Here is a 21,979-nt window from a genome sequence, read left to right on the forward strand (position 1 = left end):
CGCGCCGTCCACTCCATGACGCGGCACGTTGATTAGTGATTGCGGTATGTGCTCTTGAATCGTAGCACGCAGGGAGAATTTACGCTTCCATCCGTCACTGGCATCGTTTTTGTGAAGCCGGTTTGTCGTTCGGTCGGCCTTGCGATGCGTTCGGAATCCCGTCCAGGGTCATGGTTGGCACTCAAACCGAGCGAATGTCTAGGGGGATACCCTAGAAATCGGGCCGTATCGGCAGATTCGTTTGACCGATTTAGTGGTCTCGGTATGATTCATTCACCAAGCTTGCCAGGGCGTGTAGCGGGGGCTGAGGCCCATCGCTCCACGGATTGGCATTCGCGGTACGCCGCCCACGCAGATGGGGCGCCTCGCGACAGGCAGGCAGGCCAGCAGCGGCGCCAGACCGGCCGGTGGTTCGACAAGCGAAGTACAGGAGACAACGGTGAACATTGAATCCAGGCGGGCCGCAGCGCGGCCCTTTGCCCAAGCGCGGCGCGGCCATGGCGGCCACCCCATGCCGGCCTCCACTTCCGGCCCGCGGCCGGGCGGCAGGTAACCATGCAGGCCTACATCCTGCGGCGCCTGCTGGCCCTGCTGCCCACGCTGTTCATCGCCAGCGTGATCGTCTTCGTGATCGTGCGCATGGTGCCGGGCGACGTGGTCGACCTGATGCTGAGCCAGAACGACGCCGGCTCCAACCAGCTCACGCGTGACCAGCTGCTGCAAACGCTCGGCCTGGACAAGCCCATGTGGCAGCAGTACGGCATCTGGATCGGCCAGCTGGCCTTCCACGGCAACCTGGGCAACTCGCTGTGGCAGGGCGACTCGGTGATCAGCATGATCGCCACGCGGCTGCCAGTCACGTTCGAGCTGGGCCTGTTGGCGATGATCATCGCGCTCAGCGTGGCGATCCCGGTGGGCGTGTACTCGGCCGTCAAGCAGGACGCCGCGGGCGACTACATCGCGCGCTCGTTCTCGCTCTTGATGCTGGCCATGCCCAGCTTCTGGATCGGCACCATGGTCACGGTGTTCCCGTCGATCTGGTGGGGCTGGTCGCCCGAGATCCACTACATGCCGTTCCGCGAAGACCCGGTGCAGAACCTGCGCCAGATGATCATCCCCGCGATCATCCTGGGCCTGTCGCTCTCCGCCATCACCATGCGCATGACGCGCACCATGATGCTGGAGGTGCTGCGCCAGGACTACATCCGCACCGCGCGCGCCAAGGGCCTGCGCGAGTCGCTGATCCTCACGCGCCACGCCATCCGCAACGGCCTCATCCCCGTCATCACGCTGATCGGCGCGCAGGCGCCCATCCTGATCGGCGGCGCCGTGATCCTGGAGCAGATCTTCGTGCTGCCCGGGATGGGCATGCTGCTGCTCGACGCGGTCAACCAGCGCGATTACCCCGTGGTCACCGGCGTGTTCTTCGTCGTCGGGCTGACCGTCATGCTGATCAACCTGCTCGTGGACCTGAGCTACGGCTTGATCGACCCGAAAGTGAGGCAACGCTGATGGCCGCCAACATGCAGATCCATTCCACCGCGCAGGCCCCCGGCCTGGCGACCGCCAGCAGCGCGCCGCCCGTGCGCCCCGGCAAGCTCCGGTGGTTCGTGCGCAAGCTGTTCCGCGAAAAGCGCCTGGGCGCGGCCGGCTTCATGATCGCCGTGGTGTTCCTGTTCTTCGGCGTGTTCGCCGACGTGCTGGCGCCCTACGGCATGAACGAGGTCGACATGGGCGCGCGGCTGCAGGCGCCTTCGTGGGGCCATCCGTTCGGCACCGACAACCTGGGCCGCGACCTGCTGTCGCGCTGCATCTACGGCGCGCAGATCTCGGTCGTCATCGGCCTCATGGTGGCGGCGATCTCCACCTGCATCTCGGCGCTGATCGGCATCGTCTCGGGCTACTTCGGCGGCAAGGTCGACATGCTGGTGCAGCGCGTGGTCGACGCGTGGATGAGCTTTCCCGGCCTGATCGTGCTGATCGTCGTGGCCTCGGTGTTCGGCTCGGGCATCACGCAGATCATCATCACGCTGGGGCTCTTGATCGGCATCGGCGGCTCGCGCATCGTGCGCAGCGCGGTGGTCTCGGTGCGCGAAGACATGTACATCCACGCCGCCAAGTCGATCGGCGCGTCGCCCCTGCGCATCCTGTGGCGCCATGTGCTGCCCAACGTGATCGCCCCCTTGATCGTGCTGTTCACGTCCAGCGTGGGCACGGCCATCCTGGCCGAGTCGGGCCTGTCGTTCCTGGGCCTGGGCGTGCCGCCGCCGCACCCGACCTGGGGCGGCATGCTGTCCGGCAACGGCCGCACCTACATGCTGCAAGGCCCCTGGCTGGCGCTGGCGCCCGGCCTGTGCCTGACGCTGGTCGTCTACGCCATCAACGTGTTCGGCGATGCGCTGCGCGACATGCTCGATCCGCGGATGCGGGGCTCGCGCTGAGGCGCGCCCATCCCGGCCACCACACCACAAGGAGACACAACGCATGAAGAAGAACAGGAAGCTGCTCGCCCGCCTGGCGCCCATGGCCGCCACGCTCGCGCTGGCCGCCGCTGCCGGCACCGCGCTGGCCCAGGCCAACGCTTCGGCCGAGGTGCCCAAGTACGGTGGCTCGCTGGACGTGGCCACCACGAGCACCGGCGTCACCACGCTGTCGTGGGACCTGGCCGACTGGCAGGCCACGCTGCAGACGCGTGACACGGGCCAGTTCTACGAGCAGCTGTTCTCGGTCGACCTGTCCAAGGCCAAGAGCCGCGGCGGCAAGTACCCGTTCACCATCAGCGGCTGGCAGCCCACCGACGCGGTGCGCGGCGAGCTGGCCGAGAGCTGGAGCTGGGTCACGCCGCTGGTGCTGGAGATCAAGCTGCGCCAGGGCGTGAAGTTCCCGGCCAAGCAGGGCGTGATGGCCGAGCGCGAGTTCGTCGCCGACGACGTGGTCTACAGCTTCAACCGCCTGAACAACAGCCCGAAGAAGACCCAGGGCTACTACGACCACCTCGAGAAGGTCGAGGCCAAGGACAAGCACACCGTCGTCTTCACCTTCAAGCAGTTCCTGGCCGACTGGGACTACCGCTTCGGCAACGGCTTCTTCAGCGGCATCATGCCCAAGGAGGTCACCGAGGCCGGCGGAGGCAACTGGAAGAACGCCAACGGCACGGGCCCCTTCATGCTGACCAACGTGGCGCAGGGCAACTCGCTCACGTTCACCAGGAACCCCATCTACTGGGACCAGGAGACCATCGGCGGCAAGGCCTACAAGCTGCCCTTCGTCGACAAGCTCACGCATCGCGTGATCAAGGACGAGGCCACGCAGCAGTCCGCGCTGCGCACCGGAAAGCTGGACATCCTGTCGTCCATCTCGTGGGAGGCCGCGCGCGAGCTCAAGAAGAGCACGCCGCAGCTGCAGTGGAACCGCTGGCTGTCCACCTCGGCCGCGCGCGTGGCGCTGCGGGTGGACACCAAGCCCTTCACCGATGTGCGTGTGCGCCGCGCGCTGAACATGGCGGTGAACAAGCAGGAGATCATCGACAAGTTCTTCGGCGGCGAGGGCGCGATGTTCGTGTTCCCGATGAACCCGGAGTACGTGGGCTACCACACCCCGCTCAAGGAAATGCCCGCCTCGGTGCAGGAGCTGTTCCAGTACAACCCGGACAAGGCCAGGAAGCTGCTGGCCGAAGCCGGCTACCCCAAGGGCTTCGCGTTCAAGATGCAGATCTGCACCTGCAACGGCGAGCAGATGGAGCTGATGCCGCTGGTGGCCGCCTACCTGGAGATGGTGGGCGTGAAGATGGAAATCGTGCCGATGGAGTACGGCGCGCACCTGTCGGCCATGACCAGCCACACCAACGGCGCGGGCTATCTCACGACCATCCCGGACGTGAACCCCACGACCTCGCTGCGCATCAACTTCGGCAAGGGCCAGGTCTACAACGCGCCGATGTACGACGATCCCAAGTTCGACGCACGTGTGGCCGACGCGCTGGCCGAGCGCGACGAGGGCAAGCGCCAGCAGATCCTGCGCGAGCTGACGGCGCAGATCGTCGACGCCGCGCCCGCGATCTGGATGCCGGCGCCGTACCGGTACACGGCCTGGTGGCCCTGGGTCAAGAACTACGGCGGCGAGCTGTTCGTCGGCGCCGGCCGCAACGCGCCCATCCATGCGCGCGTCTGGGTCGACCAGGACCTGAAGAAGAAGCTCGGCTTCTAAAGGAACGCACATGGCCACCCCTGTCCTCCAGGTGCGCAACCTGACCACGCGCTTCAAGACCGAGCGCGGCGTCGTCACCGCTGTCGACGGCGTCTCGTTCGACGTGAACGCCGGCGAGACGCTGGCCATCGTCGGCGAGTCGGGCTCGGGCAAGAGCGTGACCTCGATGTCCATCCTGCGGCTGATCCCGTCGCCGCCGGGCCGCATCGAGGCCGGCGAGATCCTGTTCGACGGCAAGGACCTGCTCAAGCTCAGCGAAGACGAGATGCGCGGCATCCGCGGCGACCGCATCGCCATGATCTTCCAGGACTCGATGTCCTCGCTGAACCCGTCGATCACCATCGGCAAGCAGATCGCCGAGCCCATCACGCTGCACCGCAACGCGGGCTGGGCCGAGGCCTACCGGAACGCCCGCGAGCTGCTGGGCAAGGTGCAGATCCCCGATGCCGAGAGCCGGCTCGGCGCCTACCCGCACCAGTTCTCCGGCGGCATGCGCCAGCGCGCCATGATTGCCATGGCCCTGGCCTGCGAGCCCAAGCTCATCATCGCGGACGAGCCCACCACGGCACTGGACGTGACGGTGCAGGCGCAGATCCTGGACCTGCTCAAGCAGCTCACGCGCCAGGCGCAGACGTCCATGATCCTGATCACGCACGACCTGGGTGTGGTGGCGCGCTATGCCGACCGCGTGGCCGTGATGTACGGCGGGCGCATCGTCGAGCAGGGCCCGGCGCGCGACATCTTCAACCGTCCGGCCCATCCCTACACGCGCGGGCTGCTGGCTTCCATCCCGCGCATCGACAGCGACACCGACCAGCCGCTGCAGGCCATCGAAGGCATGCCGCCCGACCTGTCTGCGCTGCCGCCGGGCTGTGCGTTCGGCCCGCGCTGCCGGCTGGCCACGGCCGCCTGCGTGGCCGCGCGCCCGCCGCTCACGGCGGTGAGCGCATCGCATGTCAAGGCCTGCTTCAACACCTAGGAACGGGACACCATGGAAGACATCCTCAAAGTCGAGAACCTGCAGATCCACTTCCCCGTCATGAAGGGCGTGGTGTTCAAGAAGCAGGTCGCCACCGTCAAGGCCGTGGACGGCGTCTCGTTCTCCGTCAAGCGCGGCGAGACGCTAGGCGTGGTGGGCGAGAGCGGCTGCGGCAAGTCCACCACCGGCCTGGCGCTGATGCACATGCTGCAGAGCACCAGCGGCCGCATCCTGTTCGAGGGGCAGGACACGGCCAGCTTCTCGCGCGAGCAGGTCAAGCAGTTCCGCCGCCGGGTGCAGATGGTCTACCAGGACCCCTATGGCTCGCTGAACCCGCGCATGAAGGTCAAGGACATCATCGGCGAGCCGCTGGAGGTGCACGGCCTGGACAAGGACCGCGACGCCTACGACCAGCGCATCGCCGACTTGCTGCGCATGGTGGGCCTGCTGCCCGACATGGCCGAGCGCTACGCGCACGAGTTCTCGGGCGGGCAGCGCCAGCGCATCGGCATCGCGCGTGCGCTGGCCCTGGAGCCCAGCCTGATCGTGTGCGACGAGCCCGTGTCGGCGCTGGACGTGTCGATCCAGGCGCAGGTCATCAACATCTTCAAGAACCTGCAAAAGCGCCTGGGCCTGACCTACGTGTTCATCGCGCACGACCTGGCCGTGGTGCGCCACATCAGCGACCGCATCGCCGTGATGTACCTGGGCCGCGTCGTGGAGATCGCCGCGCGAGACGACCTGTACAAGACGCCCAAGCACCCGTACACGCAGGCGCTGCTGTCGGCCGTGCCGGTGGCCGACGTGGACGCAGAGGCCCGCAAGGAACGCGTGGTGCTGCAGGGCGAGATCCCGAGCCCGCTGCGCATCCCGAGCGGCTGCCGCTTCCACACGCGCTGCCCGGCGGCCATGGAGCGTTGCAAGACGCAGGACCCGGAGATGAGCGAGCACGGCGGCGGCCACGCCGTGGCCTGCCACCTCTACAGCTGAATCGCGCCTACCCCAGAACCACGCCGGTGACGCAGGCGGGCCCCGCCACGCCACCGCACAACGGAGACCTCATGGACCACCAGACCTTCCCCGAGTTCAGCACCAACTACCCGCTGCTGCTGACGACCTTCATGAAACGCCCGGTGCGCTACTACCCGGACCAGATCGGCGTCGTCTACCGCAACCACGTGAGCGGCGACTACCAGCGCTTCACCTGGCGCGCCTGGTACCAGCGCGTTTGCCAGCTCGGCCACGCGCTGCAGACGCGGCTGAACATCCAGCCCGGCAAGCCGGGCCAGCTCGGCGACCGCGTGGGCACCATGGCCTACAACACGCACCGCCACCTAGAGCTGTACTACGCCGTGCCCTGCATCGGCGCCACGCTGCACCCGATCAACATCCGGCTGTCCGAAGACCACATCGTCTACACCATCAACCACGCGCAGGACTCGGTGATCTTCGTGGACGACGTGGTGCTGCCGATGCTGGAGAACATCTACGAGCGCATCAAGGACACGGTGCAGGTCTTCGTCTACATGTCCGACAAGCCTGGCCTGCCGGCCACCAAGCTGCCCAACCTGATCGAGTACGAGGAGCTGATCGCCGCCGAGTCCAGCCAGTTCGACTGGCCCTACCTGGCGGAGGACACCACCGCCACGCTGTGCTACACGACCGGCACCACGGGCCAGCCCAAGGGCGCGACCTTCACGCACCGCCAGCTCTACCTCATGACGCTGCACGGCATGGCGCGCCAGAGCATCGTCAACACGCCGGGCCATGTGGCTGTGGAGCGCCTGGGCGAGAACGCCGTGCCCATGCTGAACACGCCGCTGTTCCACATCCACGGCTGGGGCGCACCGTTCACCACGGTGTTCAGCGCGCAGAAGATCGTGCTGCCCGGCACCTTCACCGTGCGCGGCTTTTGCGAGCTGGTGGACCGCGAGAAGGTGACATCGGTCGGCATCGTGCCCACCATTGCCGCGCTGCTGCTGGAGTTCAAGGACTTCGACAAGTACGACCTGTCCAGCCTGGTCAACGTGGGCGTGGGCGGCGGCGCGCTGCCGCTGGGCCTGAAGACCAAGCTGGAAAAGGCGCTGCCGCACTTCCGCGCCGGCTCGGGTTACGGCATGACCGAGACCGCGCCCGTCTCCATCGGCGCCTTCGTCAAGAAGCACATGGTGCAGTGGCCCAAGGAGGCCATCGACGAGGTCATGGTCAAGACCGGCCTGCCGTCGCTGGGGCTGGAGGTGGAGGTGGTCGACGAGCATGGCGTGCCCGTGCCCTGGAACAACGCCACCGTGGGCGAGATCGTGATCCGCGGCCCCTGGGTGACCAAGGAGTACTACAAGGCGCCCGAGCGCACGGCCGAGGTCTGGTACGACGGCTGGTTCCACACCGGCGACCTGGCCAAGGTGGACGAGGAGGGCTTCGTCGTCATCGCGGACCGCCTGAAGGACGTGATCCGCAGCGGCGCCGAGATGGTGCCCACCGTGCTGCTGGAGAACCTGATCGCCATGGCCGACTTCGTGCTGGAGGCCGCCGTGGTCGGCGTGCCCGACCCGGTGTGGGGCGAGGTGCCCATGGCCGTGGTCAGCCTGCGGCCCGGCCACGAGGTGGCCGAGAGCGACGTCGTCGACTTCCTCATCGAGCACGGCGTGGACACCGGCAAGATCACCAAGTGGATGCTGCCGCGCCTGGTGGCCTTCACGCGCGAGATCCCCAAGACCAGCGTGGGCAAGTACAACAAGAAGGCCATCCGCGACAACCTGCCGCAGTTCCTGGCGATCGCCAAGGACACGGCGCGCCAGCCCGCGTAGCCGGCCCCGCTCTTCCACCACCTCCTCGTTGAAACGCGCCCTGCGTGGGCGCCGGGGAGGGCCTTGGCCCAGATTCTTCGAGTCCGAGTTTTTTTGATTCCACAGGAGTGAGACATGCGTGAAGCCGTGATCGTTTCGACCGCCCGTACCCCGATCGGCAAGGCCTTTCGGGGAGCCTTCAACAACACCCAGGCGCAGGAGCTGGGCGCCCATGCCATCTCGCATGCCGTGCAGCGCGCGAGGATCGACCCGGCGCTGGTGGACGACGTGGTGATGGGCTGCGCCGCGCAGTCGGGCACCAGCGGCGGCAACACCGCGCGCCAGAGCCTGCTGCGCGCCGGCCTGCCGCAGACCGTCTCGGGCATGACCATCGACCGCATGTGCTCGTCCGGCCTCATGGCCGTGGCCACGGCCGCCAAGCAGATCATCGTGGACGGCATGCAGGTGACGGTGGGCGGGGGGCTGGAGTCGATCTCGCTCGTGCAGTCGGGCAAGCCCAACACGCACCGTGCGCGCGACCCGTGGCTGACGCAGAACATCCCGCAGCTCTACATGGCGATGATCGAGACCGCCGAGATCGTGGCCGACCGCTACGGCATCTCGCGCGAGCAGCAGGACGCGTACTCCGTCGAGTCGCAGGCGCGCACGGCCAAAGCCCAGAGCGAGGGCCGCTTCGACGCCGAGATCGTGCCGATGTCCACCGTGATGACGGTGACCGACAAGGCCACGGGGGCGGTGTCCGAAAAGCCCATCACCATCTCGGCCGACGAAGGCAACCGCCCTGGCACGACGCTGGCCGACCTGCAGAAGCTGAACCCCGTGTTCAAGGACGGCCAGGTCATCAAGGAAGGCCGCTTCATCACGGCCGGCAATGCGTCGCAGCTGTCCGATGGCGCGTCCGCCATGCTGATGATGGAGGCCAAGGAGGCCGCACGCCACGGCCTCACGCCACTGGGCGCCTACCGCGGCATGGCGGTGGCCGGCTGCAATCCCGACGAGATGGGCATCGGCCCGGTGTTCGCCATCCCCAAGCTGCTCAAGGCCCACGGCCTCACGGTCAACGACATCGGCATCTGGGAGCTGAACGAGGCCTTCGCCAGCCAGGTCATCTATTGCCGCGACAAGCTGGGCATTCCGAACGACCGGCTCAACGTGTCGGGCGGCTCCATCTCCATCGGCCACCCGTTCGGCATGTCGGGCGCGCGCATGGCCGGCCACGTGCTGATCGAGGGCAAGCGCCGCGGCGCCAGGTTCGGCGTGGTGACGATGTGCGTGGGCGGCGGCATGGGCGCGGCCGGCCTGTTCGAAATCTACTGAGGAGACACCATGGTCCAGATCAATGATGTGACGACCTACACGAACATCGACGGTGTCGGTGTCATCGTGCTGAACTCGCCGCCCGTCAATGCCTTGTCGGCCGCCGTGCGCGACGGCATCCATGGCGGCGTGCAGAAGGCGCTGGCCGATGCGGATGCGCAGGCCATCGTGCTGCGCTGTGACGGCAACACCTTCATCGCCGGGGCCGACATCACCGAGTTCGGCAAGCCGCCGGCCGGCGTGGGCCTGGGCGAGGTGCAGCGCGTGCTGGAGGAATCGACCAAGCCCGTCATCGCCGCCATCCACGGCACGGCGCTGGGCGGCGGGCTGGAGGTGGCGCTGGTGTGCCACTGGCGCATCGCCGTGCCCACGGCCAGGCTGGGCTTGCCGGAGGTGAACATCGGCCTCTTGCCCGGCGCCGGCGGCACGCAGCGGCTGCCGCGTGTCGTGGGGCCGGAGGTGGCGCTGGAATGGATGACGGCGGGCACGCAGGTCAAGGCGGCCGACGCGCTCGAGAGCGGCCTCATCGACGCGCTGGCGCCTGAGGACGATCTGCAGGGCGCGGCCGTCGCGCTGGCCAAACGTGTCGTCGCCGAGCAGCGCCCGCTGCGCAAGCTGCGCGACGAGAACGCCAAGGTGGAGGCCGCGCGCGGCAAGCCCGAGATCTTCGCCGCATTCCGCAAGGCCAACGCCAAGAAATTCCGCGGCTTTGCGGCGCCCGAGAAGATCGTGCAGTGCGTGGAGGCGGCCGTGAACCTGCCGTTCGACGAGGGCCTGAAGCTCGAACGCAAGCTGTTCGTGGAGCTCATGCACGGCGACCAGTCCGCCGCGCAGCGGCATTACTTCTTCGCCTCGCGCCAGGCCTGGCAGGTGCCGGGGCTCAAGAAGGACGCCGCCATCGTGCCCGTGCAGACCGTGGGCGTGATCGGCGCGGGCACCATGGGCGCCGGCATCGCGATGAACTTCCTGAACGTGGGCATTCCGGTGCACATCGTGGAGACGCAGCAGGCGGCGCTGGACCGGGGCCTCAAGACCATCCGCACCAACTACGAGAACACGGCCAAGAAGGGCAAGCTCAAGGTCGAGGCCATCGAGGAGCGCATGGCGCTCGTCACGGGCTCGCTGGACCTGCAGGACCTGTCGGACTGCGACCTCGTGATCGAGGCCGTGTTCGAGAACATGGAGGTCAAGAAAGACATCTTCGGCCGGCTGGACCGCGTGGCCAAGGCCGGTGCCATCCTCGCGTCCAACACCTCGGCGCTGGACCTGAACCAGATCGCCTCGGCCACGTCGCGGCCCGAGTCGGTCATCGGCCTGCATTTCTTCTCGCCGGCCAACGTCATGAAACTGCTGGAGGTGGTGCGCGGCGACAAGACATCGGACAGCGTGATCGCCACGTCCATGCAGTTGGCCAGGAAGATCGGCAAGGTGGCCGTGCTCGTGGGCGTGTGCCCGGGTTTCGTGGGCAACCGCATCCTGGGCCAGCGCCAACGCGAGGCCAACCAGCTGATCTTCGAGGGCGCCATGCCCTGGGCCGTGGACCGCGTGCTGTATGACTTCGGCTTCCCGATGGGCCCGTTCGCGATGAGCGACCTGGCCGGGCTGGACTTGGGCTGGAACAAGGAGAAGTCCACCGGCTCCACGCTGCGCGAAGTGCTGTGCGAGATGGACCGGCGCGGGCAGAAGACAGGCGCGGGCTTCTACGACTACGACGAGAAGCGCACGGCCCGCCCGTCCACCCTGGTCGAAGGCGTCATCAAGCAGTTCGCCGAGAAAAAGGGCATCACGCCGCGCGAGGTGAGCGACGACGAGATCCTGGAGCGCTGCATCTACCCCATGATCAACGAGGGCGCCAAGATCCTCGAAGAGGGCATGGCCTCGCGCGCCTCCGACATCGACGTGGTCTGGATCAACGGCTACGGCTGGCCGGTCTACCGCGGCGGCCCCATGCACTACGGCGACCGCGTCGGCCTGCCCAAGGTGTTGACCAGGATGCGCGAGTTCGAAGCCAAGTACGGGCCGCAGTTCAAGCCCGCCAAGTTGCTCGAGGAACTGGTGGCCACCGGCCGCCGGTTCAGCGACCTGAAGCCCGCCCACTAACCACCGCAACCCCGAGCCCCACGGCCGGCCCCTGGCGCCGGTCGCGGGGGAGGATTTGCCCATTTTTCACCCAAAGGAGCAGTGATGGACCTGGAGTACAAAGAGGAAGACCTTCGCTTCCGCGAAGAGGTGCAGGCGTTCTTTCGCGAGAACGTGCCCAAGGAGCTCAGCGACAAGGTGCGTGCGCGCAAGCACCTCAAGCGCGAGGACGCGGTGCGCTGGCACAAGATCCTGGCCAAGAAGGGCTGGATCGCGCCAGGCTGGCCCAAGCAGTACGGCGGCACGGGCTGGAGCGCCATGCAGCGCCACATCTGGGCCGAGGAATACGCGCTGGCCTATGCGCCGCCCACGCTGTCGTTCGGCCTGAACCTGCTGGCCCCGGTGCTGCTGGGCTTTGCCAGCGAGGAGCAGAAGCAGCACTACCTGCCACGCATCTACAACGCCGAGGACTGGTGGTGCCAGGGCTATTCGGAGCCGGGCGCCGGCTCGGACCTGGCCTCGCTCAAGACGCGCGCCGTGCGCCAGGGCGACCACTACATCGTGGACGGCCAAAAGACCTGGACCACGCTGGGCCAGCATGCCGACATGATCTTCTGCCTGGTACGCACGAGCAGCGAGGGCACCAAGCAGCAGGGCATCTCGTTCCTGCTGATCGACATGAAGACACCGGGCATCACGGTGCGGCCCATCATGCTGCTGGACGAGGGGCACGAGGTGAACGAGGTGTTCTTCGACAACGTGAAGGTGCCGGCGGCCAACCTGATCGGCGAGGAGAACAAGGGCTGGACCTACGCCAAGTACCTGCTGGGCCACGAGCGCACGGGCATCGCGGCGATCGGCAATTCCAAGCGCGAGCTCAAGGTGCTCAAGCGCCGCGCCGCCAAGGCACAGGTGAACGGCAAGCCGCTGCTGCAGGACCCGCAATTCGCCGCCCGCATCGCCGACGTGGAGATCGAGCTCATGGCGCTGGAGATGACGGCCCTGGGCCTGGTGGCCGATGGCGCCAGCAGCAAGATCGGCCCGGAGGCCTCGCTGTTGAAGGTCAAGGGCACGGAGATCTCGCAGGAGATCAGCCAGCTGCAGCTCGAATCGGCCGGCCCCATGGGCCTGGCCTTCGACCCGGCCTACCTGGACGGCGAGCGCGAGCACGCCATCACCGGCGACGACGACGCGGCGCCGCTGGCCGCGCACTACTTCAACCTGCGCAAGATCACGATCTTCGGTGGCTCCAACGAGGTCCAGCGCAACGTGATTTCCAAAATGATTCTGGGCCTGTAAGGAGACGACCATGGACTTCCGACTTTCCGAAGAACAGCAGCAGTTTTCCGACTCGCTGCGCCGCTGGATCGAAAAGGACTACGGCTTCGAAGCCCGCCAGAAGATCATCCGTTCCGAGACCGGCGTGTCGCAGCCCGCCTATGCCGCGTTGACCGAGCTGGGCGCGCTGGCGCTGGCCGTGCCCGAGGAGGCAGGCGGCATGGGCGGCAGCTCCGAAGACCTGATGATCGTAATGAAGGAGATCGGCCGCGGCCTCGTGGTCGAGCCCTTCTTCGCCACCATCCTGGCGGCCGAGTTCTTCAAGCAGGCCGGCGCGCACAAGCCCATCCTGGAGCGTGTGGCAGAGGGCAGCATCAAGCTGGCCTGTGCCCTGAACGAGAAGGGTGCCGGGCACGAGCTGTTCAACATCGCCCTGGCCGCGCGCCAGGACGGCGACGGCTTCGTGCTCCATGGCGCCAAGGGCGCGGTGGTGCACGGCGGCCAGGCCGACGGCTACGTGGTTTCGGTGCGCACCGGCGGTGCGCAGCGCGACCAGGACGGCATCACGCTGGTTTACGTGCCGCGCGACGCGCAGGGATTGCGCGTCACCGACTACCGCACCTACGACGGCCAGCGCGGCGCCGACCTGGCGTTCGCCGACGTGCGCGTGCCGGCATCCGCCGCCATCGGCCCGGTCGGCAAGGGCTGGGACCTGCTGGAATGGGTGACCGACTACGGCGTGGCGCTGCTGTGCGCCGAGGCCGTGGGCGCCATCGAGCAGGCCAACGCGCTGACGCTGGACTACCTCAAGACACGCAAGCAGTTCGGCGTGCCGATCGGCACCTTCCAGGTGTTGCAGCACCGCATGGCCGACATGTACATCCACCAGGAGCAGGCCCGCTCGATCACCACGCTGGCTGCGGTGAAGGTGCAGACCGCCGCGCCCGAGGAGAGGCGCAAGCTGGTCTCGGCCGCCAAGGTGCGCGTGGGCAAGGCAATGCAATTCGTCGGCCAACAGGCCATCCAGATGCACGGCGGCATGGGCATGACCAACGAGATGTCCATCTCCCACTATTTCAAGCGGCTGACCGCCATTGAGATGACGCTGGGCAACACCGACTTCCACCGTAGTCGGTTCATCAGCCAGCCCGGTTTCGCGGCTGTCTGATCGCGCAAAGGGCCTGTCGTTCTGACGGGCCCTCGTCCCCCGGCCGGGCCCGCGCCCGGATAGATCCCTGCAGGGAAGGTTCGGCTGCGCCTATCCGGCGGCGGGCCCGTGTCCGTCTGTTCGCGTCGATTTCAACCAAGGAATTTCGTGATGAAGAGATTGGTAGTGACCTGGGTCGTGATGGCTGCCGCGGCAAGCCCCGCGTACGCCCAGTCTTCGGTGAGGATTTCGGGTTCGGTCTACGGTGGCATCGGCCTGAGTGGCGGTGCGCCGTCGCGCACGCACGTGGCGGGGCCGTCTTCCATCATGTTCAGCGGCAAGGAGGACCTGGGCGGCGGCAACGCCGTGCTGTTCAAGCTGGAGAACGGATTCAACGCGACCACCGGCTCGAACGCCAGTGCGACGACCTTCTTCGACAAGCAGGCCTTCGTCGGCCTGCAGGGCGACTGGGGCACCGTGCGCGCCGGGCGCGTCTACACGCCGGCCTTCGCCACGCTGGCGCTGGTGGCCGACCCGAGCGCCACCAATTCCATGCTGACCAGCACCACGCTCATGGAGAGCCATGGCGTGCGGCTGAACAACGGGATCATCTACAACTCGCCCGGCTTCGACCCCTGGACCTACAAGCGCACTGGCTGGTATGGCGCGGTGGCGCACTACTTCGGTGAGGCGCCCACTGGCGGCATGTCGCGCAACTCGGCCAACGGCTTGAACCTGGGCTACGGCCTGGGGCCGCTGGTGGTGGAGCTGTCGCACCAGCGCACCAACCTGTACACCTCGGCCACGCAGGATGTGGACTCCACCAGCACCCTGTTGGCGGCCAACTACGACTTCGGCCCGGCCACGGGCTACATCGCGTTCTCGGACAACAACGCGCGCAACGTGATCTCCACCCTGAAGACCAAGAACAGCAATGACTTCCTGCTCGGGGTGTCGGTGCTGGCCGGCGACCTGGGCCTCGTGACGGTGGTGGTCATCCACAAGAACGACAAGCTGCCGGCGAACAGCGACGGCACCATGGTGGGCGCTACCTACGACTACCTGCTCTCCAAGCGCACCAAGTTCACGGTGGGCTACGCGCGCATGCACAACCGCAACCCGGCCAAGCCCTACAAGCTGGCCAACAGCTACACGGGCACGACCGCGGCCAACGGCGGCCACTCGGCGGTGCAGCTGGGCATCACCCACAGGTTCTGATCGACCGGGCGCCGTGGGCAGGCTGGGCCGGCCTGCGGCACCCTCATTCGGAGCAGATGCCGCAGAAGAAGGGCTTCAGGTACAGCTCGACCGCATCGGTCTTTTCGGAGCCGGGCACCCACTTGTCCAGCGTGGCCGAGCCGTTGATGGCCCCCACCACCATCCAGGCCGCGATCGCCTGGTGCGTGGGGCGGACGGAGCCGTCCATCATGCCGGTGGCCAGGAAGTCGACCACGGTCTGCGTGAGCTGGCGCATGGGCTGGACCTGGCCGTAGAACTGCTCCAGGTTGGACAGCTCGGTCCACGCCGTCATGCGCAGCAGCGGCCCGCGCGGCGAGAAATGGAAGCCCACCAGCGAGCGCGCGAGCGCGGCCAGCTTGTCGCCGCCCGAGCCTTCGCCCGCGATGGCGGCGGCCTGCATGCCCTCGACCACGGCCAGCGTGCGGCTCACGCATTCGGCAAACAGGTCGTCCTTGCTCGGGATGTGGTGGTAGAACGAGCCCTTGGTCACCGACAGGCGCGCCGAGATCCGGTCGATGGACGCGCCGTTGTAGCCCACCTCGTTGAGCAGGCTGATCGCCGCCGCGATGAAGTTGCGGTTGGAGGGCTCGGGCAGCTTGATGGCGGCCACCTTCTCGTCCAGCGCCGTGGGCGCCCAGGGCTTGCCGGGCGCCAGCAGGCCGTTGATGAGCACGTCGCACATGTAGGCGGCCAGGCGCCCGTAGTCGGTCACGCTGAAGTTCGACAGCCAGGTGCGCGTCCACTGCGTCGACGTGAGCAGCAGGTGCGTGCGGATCGTGAGCGACATGCGGTTGTCCGACGTGACCGGGCCTTGGGCCAGCAGGCCGCGCACGCGCCGGAACATGTCGCCGTAGGCCGAGAAGATGGTCTTGGTGTACGAGGCATCGAGCTCGCCCACGTCGCGGAACGACATCATGGCCGGGTACTGGCCTTCGGCCGCTTCGGCCAGCTTCTTCCAGCGGCCGGTGACGAAGCGCGTGACCCGTTCCTCGGGCGTGGCGCCGGCCGCGCTCTCGGCGGCGATGGCCGAGATGGTGCTCGTGGTGTGCATCAGGCACTCGAACACCAGGTCTTCCTTCTTCTTGAAGTAGTAGGTGATGCTGTTGGTGCTGAGCCCGACCTGCTGCGCCACCTCGGACAGCATGGTGCCCTTGATGCCGTTCTCGTCGAACAGGCGGGCGGCCGCGTTCAGGATGGCTTCGCGCTTCTGCTTGTAGCGGCCCGTGGTGCGGTCGCCGGCGTCGGCCGATTGAGGGTTCATGGTCGAGCGTGGGAGTGTGGCGCGGTGGACGCGGATTCTAGAAGGGGCATCTGGCGAGCGGGCAGGGTTCCTCCTAGGCGCGTTGCGGATCGAAGCGCGGCTCGGCGATGCTCCAGATGATGGCCACGGCGCTGGCCTTGAAGGCCAGCGCCATCCAGAAGATGGGCGTGTAGCCGAACTGCATGGCGATGAGGCCGCCCAGCAGCGGGCCGATGGCCATCATGAGGTGCGAGGCCGTGTCGGAGACGGCGATCAGCATGGGCAGCTCGTGCGTCTTGCCGAACTCCAGCACGAAGTTCTGCGCCGCCACCTGGTAGCCGCCGTAGCCCGCACCCAGGCCGCAGAAGGCCAGCAGGAACAGCGGCAGCGAGGAACCCAGCACCAGCAGCAGCGTGGCCGCGCACCACAGGCACACGCTCAAAATGAACACGAGCCGGTAGCCATGCCGGTCGGCGATGCGGCCCCACACGAGGTTGCTGATCGTCTGCGACAGCAGGAACGCCAGAGAGAAGTAACCCAGCGTGGCGCCCGACAGGCTCACGAACTGGCCCACGTGCAGGATGTAGAACGGCACGGCCGAGGTGCCCAGCGCGGCCAGCGCACGCGCGAAGAAGAAGCGGCGGTACTGCGGGTCGGCACGCAGCAGGCCGGGCACGTCGGCCAGCCGCTGCATGAAACGCGAGGGCGCGGCCCGCACCGACAGCGAGCGCGGCTCGCGCACGAAGGTCAGTGCGCTGATGCCGATGCTGGTCAGGATGAAGGCCAGCATGAAGGTGGAGGCGTAGCCGTTGCCGAAGGCGTTGGAGCCCACCAGGTACTCGCCGCCCAGGTAGGCCACGCCCGACGCCGTTAGGCCTCCGAGGAAGTTGCGCAAGCCTGTGAGCCGCCCGCGCTGCGTGACGGGGATCACCTTGGACATCAGCACGTTGAAGGTCACGTTCTGCACGCCGCCGAAGAAGCCGAACAGCGCGAGGAAGACGCAGGCCGCCGTCAAGGCCCAGTGGGCCGGCAGCAGGAACGCGCTGACCGCCAGCCCCAGGATCTGCAGCCGCATGAGCCAGCCGACCGAGTAGACGACCTTCATGACCTGGTTGCGGTGCTCGATCAGCGTGGCGCCCCAGATGGAGGACAGCGCCATGCCCAGGAACTGCGCGCCCAGCGCCAGGCCAACGGCCAGCTTGGAGCCCGAGAGCAGGTAGATGTAGGCCGGCACGAAGGTGGGCGCGGCGAGCAGGTAGAAGCCCGTCATGCCCATCAGGCCGTGCGCCAGGTTGGCCGCGAAGTTGCGCGGCAGGTCGCGCTGCACCTGCGCGTGGTAGGCGGCCTCGCCCGCGGCGCAGGTGGCGCAGGCGGTGGTCATGGGTGCACCCCTCGGCCAGCGGCCTGTTGCCCGCCTGAGCGGGCGCGAGCTTGCCTGGGGAGGCCCGGCGCGTCTTTCATGCAGGCACGGGCGCAGGCTTCGGCAGGGCGTTGGCGTTGGCATAGGCGCGCCATGCGTCCGCGGGCGCGACGGGTTCGGCCGGGGGGCCGCCCAGCACCTCGACGGCGGCCTGCAGCCAGGGCGGCTGCTCGCGCGTGCAGACCGTGATGGGGCGCGGCAGGGGCGAGCGCTGCGCGGCCAGCCGCGCGAAGTGCGAGGCGTATTCCGGGGGCCGCGCGTCGGTGGCCAGCTCGGCGATGGCGAACGGGTCGGGCGGCGCGGGCTGCAGCCTGTCCACCAGCGGGATGTGCGGCGTGGACGCGGCGCAGCTGCCCGCCATGCCCGGGCCGTCGAGCAAGATGGCGCCCAGCACGCGGTCGGGCCGCCCGCCGGCGATCAGCAGCGCGATGTAGGCACCCAGCCCGCGGCCGCAGACCGTGGCCGGGCCGATGTGGGCCAGCGCGATGTCCACGTCGCCCATCAGCACCTCGCAGCTGTAGCCGCCGCCGGCGGGGATGGTGGACTGGCCGTGGCCCGTGAAGTCCAGCGCGTGCACGGCGCCGGGCCACTGCGCGTAGCTGAAGGCCGGGTGCGCGGCATGCGACTCGCCCAGGCCGTGCAGCAGCAGCAGCGGGTGGGCGTCGGGCTCGCGTGCGCTCTGCAGGCGGTGCAGGGCCAGGCGGATGCGGCCGTGGGGCAGGAATTCGGTCATGTGCGCAGGAAGTCGATGACGAGGTCGGCGGTTTCGCGCGGGCGCTCGATGTGGATGAAGTGGCCGGTGTCGGCCATGGCCAGGCCGCGTGCGGACGTGGGCAAGTAGGGCGCCAGGTCGTCGTAAGTGCAGTCCCAGCCCATGGGCTCGTCGATGGTGCTGAACAGCGCCAGCAGCGGCACCGGGAAGCCCGGCAGCCGGTCGGTCATCCAGCGCGAGCGCATGGCGCCGAAGCCGCCGGGGCGGATGGCCGGGTCCAGTTTCCAGCGCCAGCCTGCGGCGTCGTGCTGCGCTCCCTGCGTGACGAGGTAGCACAGCCACTCGTGGCTGAGCCGCGGGTTCAGCCGCGCGCGGCGGCCGGCGATGTCCTGCAGCGGCGACGACTTGCGCTGGCTCGTGGCGGGCGTGTGCCGGTGGTTCAGCCAGTTGCTGATGATCTCGGGCGACATGTAGCGCTTCTCGTGCATGGCCGTGTCCGGGTGCGGGCTGCGGAACGGCATGCCGTCGATGCAGGCAAAGCGCGTGAAGCGGTGCGGCAGCGCCTCCATGGCATGGATCAGCAGCGAGCCGCCCTTGCTGTGCCCGATGGCCGGCATGGGCTGGCGCGTGACCGAGTCGGCCACGGCCAGCAGGTCGCGCTCGTCCGCCACCCAGCCATACAGCGCCGCGTGTTCCGAGTCGCCATGGCCGCGCTGGTCGTAGGAGACGACGCGAAAGCCCGCGTCGGCGATCAGCGGCGCGAACACGTCGAACGTGCGCGCGAAGTCCAGCGCGCCGTGCACCAGCAGCACCGGTGGGGCGTCGATGTCGCCCCATTCGTAGGTGGCCAGGCTGATGCCGTTGGCTTCGATGCGGCGTTGGCGGTCGGGCGCGCGGGCGCCGGGGTAGTGGAAGAAGGGGGCGTCTTCGGGGCTGTACCCAGCGGGCATTGGCGGCGCGGTCGCTGCAGCAGGGGAGGCAGAAAGGTGCATATCTGGGTTGTCGGTATGGATGGTTCTGACTGGAGAGCCGCTTTGGCGGCGCCATCGATTGCTTCTGGATGGGCTCGCAAGACGTTAGTTCACTGGAAGGGTACGATTATTGGTGTTCATGGTATGGTAATTCTAGCGGTGGCACAACTGGCCTGCTGACCACTGCGTGACAGGCTGCGCACAGGGACGTCGCGTGTGCGGAGCGCACGGTCACGAGGGTGCGTGCACTGACACGCAGGCAACGATCGTGGTGCGCGGTATGGCCGGCCCAGGCTGCGGGTCGGCGGCTGTACGGCTTGAGGCTGTGCCTGGCGGATCGATGGGTTCGCCGGTGCGCGGCGTCAGGGCGTCGGTCGCGTGGCGGACGGACGCTCGGTGTTCGTGGCGATGGGGGTCAGCCGCTCACCATCATGCGCGGTCAACCACGCCGCGCGCAGGGCCCGTGCGTCGGCAAGCGCGTGGTGCTGCAGCAGCCCGGCAGCGGCGCTGTCGGAAAACGAAGCCGTCGCAGCCGTCCGGGCCGCGTCCGAGTTGGACTGCCCGCCGATGTTGCTTTCCGTCGTACGGGCCCAGTGTTCCGCCCATCTGCCCGATGCGACCAGTGCTTCGACCAGGAAATGGCGATCGAGTTTGTGGTCGTACAAGACCTCGACGGGCGCGGGGAGCGACAGCAGGAAGTCGGAGATGCGGCCCGTCATCTCCCTATGCCCCTGCGCGCCAGCGCCCGGCACGCGCCCGAACAAGGTCAGGACGGTATCGCGCACGAAATCCTGGCGCACGTCCATGCGGGAATGGTCGGCACGCTCGACGTAGAACTCGGTCCCTGATGCCGTCACCATCCCGATCGACAGCAACTGGCCCCCGCGAAACTCCGTGAATTCCGTATCGAAGAAAACCTTGGTCAGCGCAACGGTCTCGCCCGCTTCCAGCTGCGCCCTGAACCTGGCCACGGAGCCAAGCAGGTCCTGGCGGTCGCGGGGGTCCACCGTGGAAACCGCAGGGCTTGGTGGGATGGTGGGCACGCTGGAAAAGAAGGAGGACCAAATGCGCATGTGAAGGCTGCAGACGTGACGGGTGCGCAAGGGTACGACAGGTCGCGCATCGCCTGGTGGCCGCTGAGAAGGTGGTCGCTTTCGATGTCGGCCGTCCCGGTCGGCACGCGGCTCAGGGGCCAGTGGTGTTACCGCGGCGCTGCAGCTTGCGCCCGCGCCCTCAGCGCCACATCCGGATAGTTCGCGAACACGCCATCCATCCCCCAATTCAGATGCTTGCGCACTTCCGGCTCGCCTTGCGCCGGACGGCCCTCGGCAAACGTGTAGCCATGCACCGTGAGCCCGGCGGCATGCGCCATCTCGATGAAGCTGCGCGACATGCCCTCGCCGCGGATGCTCACGCCCACACCCTGGGCGTAGCCGGCGATGCGCTGCAGGTCCATCGCCAGCAGGCGGTTGGCCGAGCCGTTCAGCAGCACGAGCTTGAAGTTCAACCCCATGGCGGCCTGGCGGCGCTGCAGGCTGCGGATGGTGTCGGCGTCGAAGGACTGGATGAACACCTTGTCGGTGCCCACGTAGCCGCTGGCCGACAGCACGGTCAGGATCTGCGTGGCCAGGCGGGGGCCGGGCTGCTTGGCCTCGGGGTACAGGCCGATGGCGCGCGAGCCGTTGGCTTCCAGCCGGCGCACGAGCGCGATGATTTCTTCCAGCGTGGGCACGCGCAGCGGGTGGGGCGTGCTGGGCGTGAAGCCGGGGTAGCTGGTCTGCGCCGTGCCCTGCGGGCGCATGCTCAGCGAGCGGATTTCTTCGAGCGAGAAGTCGGACACCAGGTAGCCGCCGTTGCGCGCAGCGAACTTGGCGGCGACGTCGGTGGTGCGCTCCAGCGAGAGGTCGTGCATGGCGACGAGCTGGCCGTCGCGCGTGAGCTGCAGATCGGGCTCGACGTAGTCGGCGCCCATGCGCACGGCCAGCTCGTAGCCGGCCAACGTGTGCTCGGGCAGGTAGCCCGAGGCGCCGCGGTGCGCGATGACCAGTGGGGGCTTGCCATCCAGCGTGGGCAGGCGATCGGCCGCGGCCGACGCGAGGGAACCGAGGGCCAGTGCCGACGCGAGGGCGGCCTGTCGGATGCGGGGGAGCGAGATCGAAGGCATGGCTACCACTGTAGCCGGCCCGGCGGCTCAGCTCATCAGGCTCACGTGGGCGGCCACGACGCGCCAGCCCTCGGCCAGGCGCACCCAGGTCTGGCTCTGGCGGCCGATGCGTTCGCTGCCGGTGCGGCGGAACTCGATGTTGGCCACGGCCAGGTCGCGCCCATAGCTGGTGAGCACGCGGGCCGTGACCTCGCGCTCCAGGTTCACGGCCGGGCGGCCCTGGCGGAAGGCCTGGATCGCGGCAAAGCCGTACAGATTCTCGCCCGCGCCGTAGCGCAACGTGTGCGGCGAGTCGAAGAACAGCTTGTCGAGCGTGGCGACATCGTTGGTCACGAGGGCCTGCTCGTAGGCGTCGAACTGGGCCTGGACTTCGGCCAGCACGTCGGGCAGGTTGATCTGGTCGGCTTGGATGGTCATGGT

Annotated in this window: 18 protein-coding genes; 11 read left to right on the forward strand and 7 right to left on the reverse strand. The window is 67.8% G+C overall.

Going from position 1 to position 21,979, the window contains the following annotated elements:
- The first annotated feature begins 555 nt into the window (after positions 1-555).
- From ASF43_RS02685 to ASF43_RS02735, 11 genes are all read left to right on the forward strand, one after another.
- A complete protein-coding gene (locus ASF43_RS02685) occupies positions 556-1,512 on the forward strand; it encodes an ABC transporter permease (RefSeq protein WP_056176248.1) in 957 nt (318 codons plus the stop codon).
- An 11-nt stretch (positions 1,513-1,523) separates the two neighbouring features.
- Entirely contained in the window at positions 1,524-2,441 is a 918-nt protein-coding gene (locus tag ASF43_RS02690) for an ABC transporter permease (RefSeq protein WP_235578108.1), read from the forward strand.
- A 43-nt stretch (positions 2,442-2,484) separates the two neighbouring features.
- Positions 2,485-4,206 carry an ABC transporter substrate-binding protein gene (locus ASF43_RS02695; protein WP_056176254.1) on the forward strand — a complete coding sequence of 574 codons (1,722 nt, stop codon included), beginning with the start codon at positions 2,485-2,487 and terminating at the stop codon, positions 4,204-4,206.
- A gap of 10 nt (positions 4,207-4,216) precedes the next feature.
- Complete coding sequence (locus ASF43_RS02700) at positions 4,217-5,185, forward strand: ABC transporter ATP-binding protein (protein WP_056176257.1); 969 nt, start codon at positions 4,217-4,219, stop codon at positions 5,183-5,185.
- A 12-nt stretch (positions 5,186-5,197) separates the two neighbouring features.
- Positions 5,198-6,175, forward strand: a complete 978-nt coding sequence (locus tag ASF43_RS02705; protein ID WP_056176259.1) for an ABC transporter ATP-binding protein — start codon at positions 5,198-5,200, stop codon at positions 6,173-6,175.
- Between the two features lie 71 nt (positions 6,176-6,246).
- A complete protein-coding gene (locus tag ASF43_RS02710) occupies positions 6,247-7,992 on the forward strand; it encodes a long-chain-fatty-acid--CoA ligase (protein WP_056178052.1) in 1,746 nt (581 codons plus the stop codon).
- Positions 7,993-8,106: 114 nt separating this feature from the next.
- Positions 8,107-9,309 (forward strand): acetyl-CoA C-acyltransferase, encoded by a 1,203-nt coding sequence (locus ASF43_RS02715; protein ID WP_056176262.1) that lies wholly within the window; start codon positions 8,107-8,109, stop codon positions 9,307-9,309.
- 9 nt (positions 9,310-9,318) lie between these two features.
- Positions 9,319-11,409 carry a 3-hydroxyacyl-CoA dehydrogenase NAD-binding domain-containing protein gene (locus ASF43_RS02720; RefSeq protein ID WP_056176265.1) on the forward strand — a complete coding sequence of 697 codons (2,091 nt, stop codon included), beginning with the start codon at positions 9,319-9,321 and terminating at the stop codon, positions 11,407-11,409.
- A gap of 84 nt (positions 11,410-11,493) precedes the next feature.
- Complete coding sequence (locus ASF43_RS02725; RefSeq protein WP_056176268.1) at positions 11,494-12,687, forward strand: acyl-CoA dehydrogenase family protein; 1,194 nt, start codon at positions 11,494-11,496, stop codon at positions 12,685-12,687.
- A 10-nt stretch (positions 12,688-12,697) separates the two neighbouring features.
- The gene (locus ASF43_RS02730) at positions 12,698-13,834 is read left to right on the forward strand and encodes an acyl-CoA dehydrogenase family protein (protein ID WP_056176271.1); all 1,137 of its coding nucleotides are present in this window, start codon (positions 12,698-12,700) and stop codon (positions 13,832-13,834) included.
- Positions 13,835-13,984: 150 nt separating this feature from the next.
- Entirely contained in the window at positions 13,985-15,031 is a 1,047-nt protein-coding gene (locus ASF43_RS02735) for a porin (RefSeq protein ID WP_082497554.1), read from the forward strand.
- Between the two features lie 43 nt (positions 15,032-15,074).
- Here the strand turns inward: ASF43_RS02735 and ASF43_RS02740 are convergent, their stop codons facing one another.
- The 7 genes from ASF43_RS02740 to hpxZ form a co-directional block, all read right to left on the reverse strand.
- Complete coding sequence (locus ASF43_RS02740; protein WP_056176277.1) at positions 15,075-16,313, reverse strand: TetR/AcrR family transcriptional regulator; 1,239 nt, start codon at positions 16,311-16,313, stop codon at positions 15,075-15,077.
- 73 nt (positions 16,314-16,386) lie between these two features.
- Complete coding sequence (locus ASF43_RS02745; protein WP_056176280.1) at positions 16,387-17,673, reverse strand: MFS transporter; 1,287 nt, start codon at positions 17,671-17,673, stop codon at positions 16,387-16,389.
- 76 nt (positions 17,674-17,749) lie between these two features.
- Positions 17,750-18,445, reverse strand: a complete 696-nt coding sequence (locus ASF43_RS02750) for an alpha/beta fold hydrolase (RefSeq protein WP_056176283.1) — start codon at positions 18,443-18,445, stop codon at positions 17,750-17,752.
- The gene (locus ASF43_RS02755; RefSeq protein WP_056176286.1) at positions 18,442-19,374 is read right to left on the reverse strand and encodes an alpha/beta fold hydrolase; all 933 of its coding nucleotides are present in this window, start codon (positions 19,372-19,374) and stop codon (positions 18,442-18,444) included. The genes ASF43_RS02750 and ASF43_RS02755 overlap by 4 nt, the downstream gene beginning before the upstream one ends.
- Before the next feature lie 383 nt (positions 19,375-19,757).
- Positions 19,758-20,468 (reverse strand): 3'-5' exoribonuclease, encoded by a 711-nt coding sequence (locus tag ASF43_RS02760; protein ID WP_156373104.1) that lies wholly within the window; start codon positions 20,466-20,468, stop codon positions 19,758-19,760.
- Positions 20,469-20,596: 128 nt separating this feature from the next.
- Entirely contained in the window at positions 20,597-21,559 is a 963-nt protein-coding gene (locus ASF43_RS02765) for a glycerophosphodiester phosphodiesterase family protein (protein WP_056176292.1), read from the reverse strand.
- A gap of 27 nt (positions 21,560-21,586) precedes the next feature.
- Positions 21,587-21,976: an oxalurate catabolism protein HpxZ gene (gene hpxZ / locus ASF43_RS02770; protein WP_056176295.1), complete on the reverse strand. Its 390-nt coding sequence runs from the start codon at positions 21,974-21,976 to the stop codon at positions 21,587-21,589.
- Positions 21,977-21,979: the final 3 nt, after the last annotated feature.

Origin of the sequence: Pseudorhodoferax sp. Leaf267 (genome assembly GCF_001422405.1) — a bacterium.
Classification (GTDB): domain Bacteria; phylum Pseudomonadota; class Gammaproteobacteria; order Burkholderiales; family Burkholderiaceae_C; genus Pseudorhodoferax.

Bases quoted from the DNA above. Each gene is read 5' to 3' on its own strand.
- ASF43_RS02685 (WP_056176248.1), top strand. From the start codon at position 556: ATGCAGGCCTACATCCTGCGGCGCCTGCTGGCCCTGCTGCCCACGCTG.
- ASF43_RS02720 (WP_056176265.1), top strand. From the start codon at position 9,319: ATGGTCCAGATCAATGATGTGACGACCTACACGAACATCGACGGTGTC.
- ASF43_RS02710 (WP_056178052.1), top strand. From the start codon at position 6,247: ATGGACCACCAGACCTTCCCCGAGTTCAGCACCAACTACCCGCTGCTG.
- ASF43_RS02750 (WP_056176283.1), bottom strand. From the start codon at position 18,445: ATGACCGAATTCCTGCCCCACGGCCGCATCCGCCTGGCCCTGCACCGC.
- ASF43_RS02765 (WP_056176292.1), bottom strand. From the start codon at position 21,559: ATGCCTTCGATCTCGCTCCCCCGCATCCGACAGGCCGCCCTCGCGTCG.
- hpxZ (WP_056176295.1), bottom strand. From the start codon at position 21,976: ATGACCATCCAAGCCGACCAGATCAACCTGCCCGACGTGCTGGCCGAA.
- ASF43_RS02725 (WP_056176268.1), top strand. From the start codon at position 11,494: ATGGACCTGGAGTACAAAGAGGAAGACCTTCGCTTCCGCGAAGAGGTG.
- ASF43_RS02760 (WP_156373104.1), bottom strand. From the start codon at position 20,468: ATGCGCATTTGGTCCTCCTTCTTTTCCAGCGTGCCCACCATCCCACCA.
- ASF43_RS02695 (WP_056176254.1), top strand. From the start codon at position 2,485: ATGAAGAAGAACAGGAAGCTGCTCGCCCGCCTGGCGCCCATGGCCGCC.
- ASF43_RS02745 (WP_056176280.1), bottom strand. From the start codon at position 17,673: ATGACCACCGCCTGCGCCACCTGCGCCGCGGGCGAGGCCGCCTACCAC.
- ASF43_RS02705 (WP_056176259.1), top strand. From the start codon at position 5,198: ATGGAAGACATCCTCAAAGTCGAGAACCTGCAGATCCACTTCCCCGTC.
- ASF43_RS02690 (WP_235578108.1), top strand. From the start codon at position 1,524: ATGCAGATCCATTCCACCGCGCAGGCCCCCGGCCTGGCGACCGCCAGC.
- ASF43_RS02735 (WP_082497554.1), top strand. From the start codon at position 13,985: ATGAAGAGATTGGTAGTGACCTGGGTCGTGATGGCTGCCGCGGCAAGC.
- ASF43_RS02715 (WP_056176262.1), top strand. From the start codon at position 8,107: ATGCGTGAAGCCGTGATCGTTTCGACCGCCCGTACCCCGATCGGCAAG.
- ASF43_RS02730 (WP_056176271.1), top strand. From the start codon at position 12,698: ATGGACTTCCGACTTTCCGAAGAACAGCAGCAGTTTTCCGACTCGCTG.
- ASF43_RS02740 (WP_056176277.1), bottom strand. From the start codon at position 16,313: ATGAACCCTCAATCGGCCGACGCCGGCGACCGCACCACGGGCCGCTAC.
- ASF43_RS02755 (WP_056176286.1), bottom strand. From the start codon at position 19,374: ATGCCCGCTGGGTACAGCCCCGAAGACGCCCCCTTCTTCCACTACCCC.
- ASF43_RS02700 (WP_056176257.1), top strand. From the start codon at position 4,217: ATGGCCACCCCTGTCCTCCAGGTGCGCAACCTGACCACGCGCTTCAAG.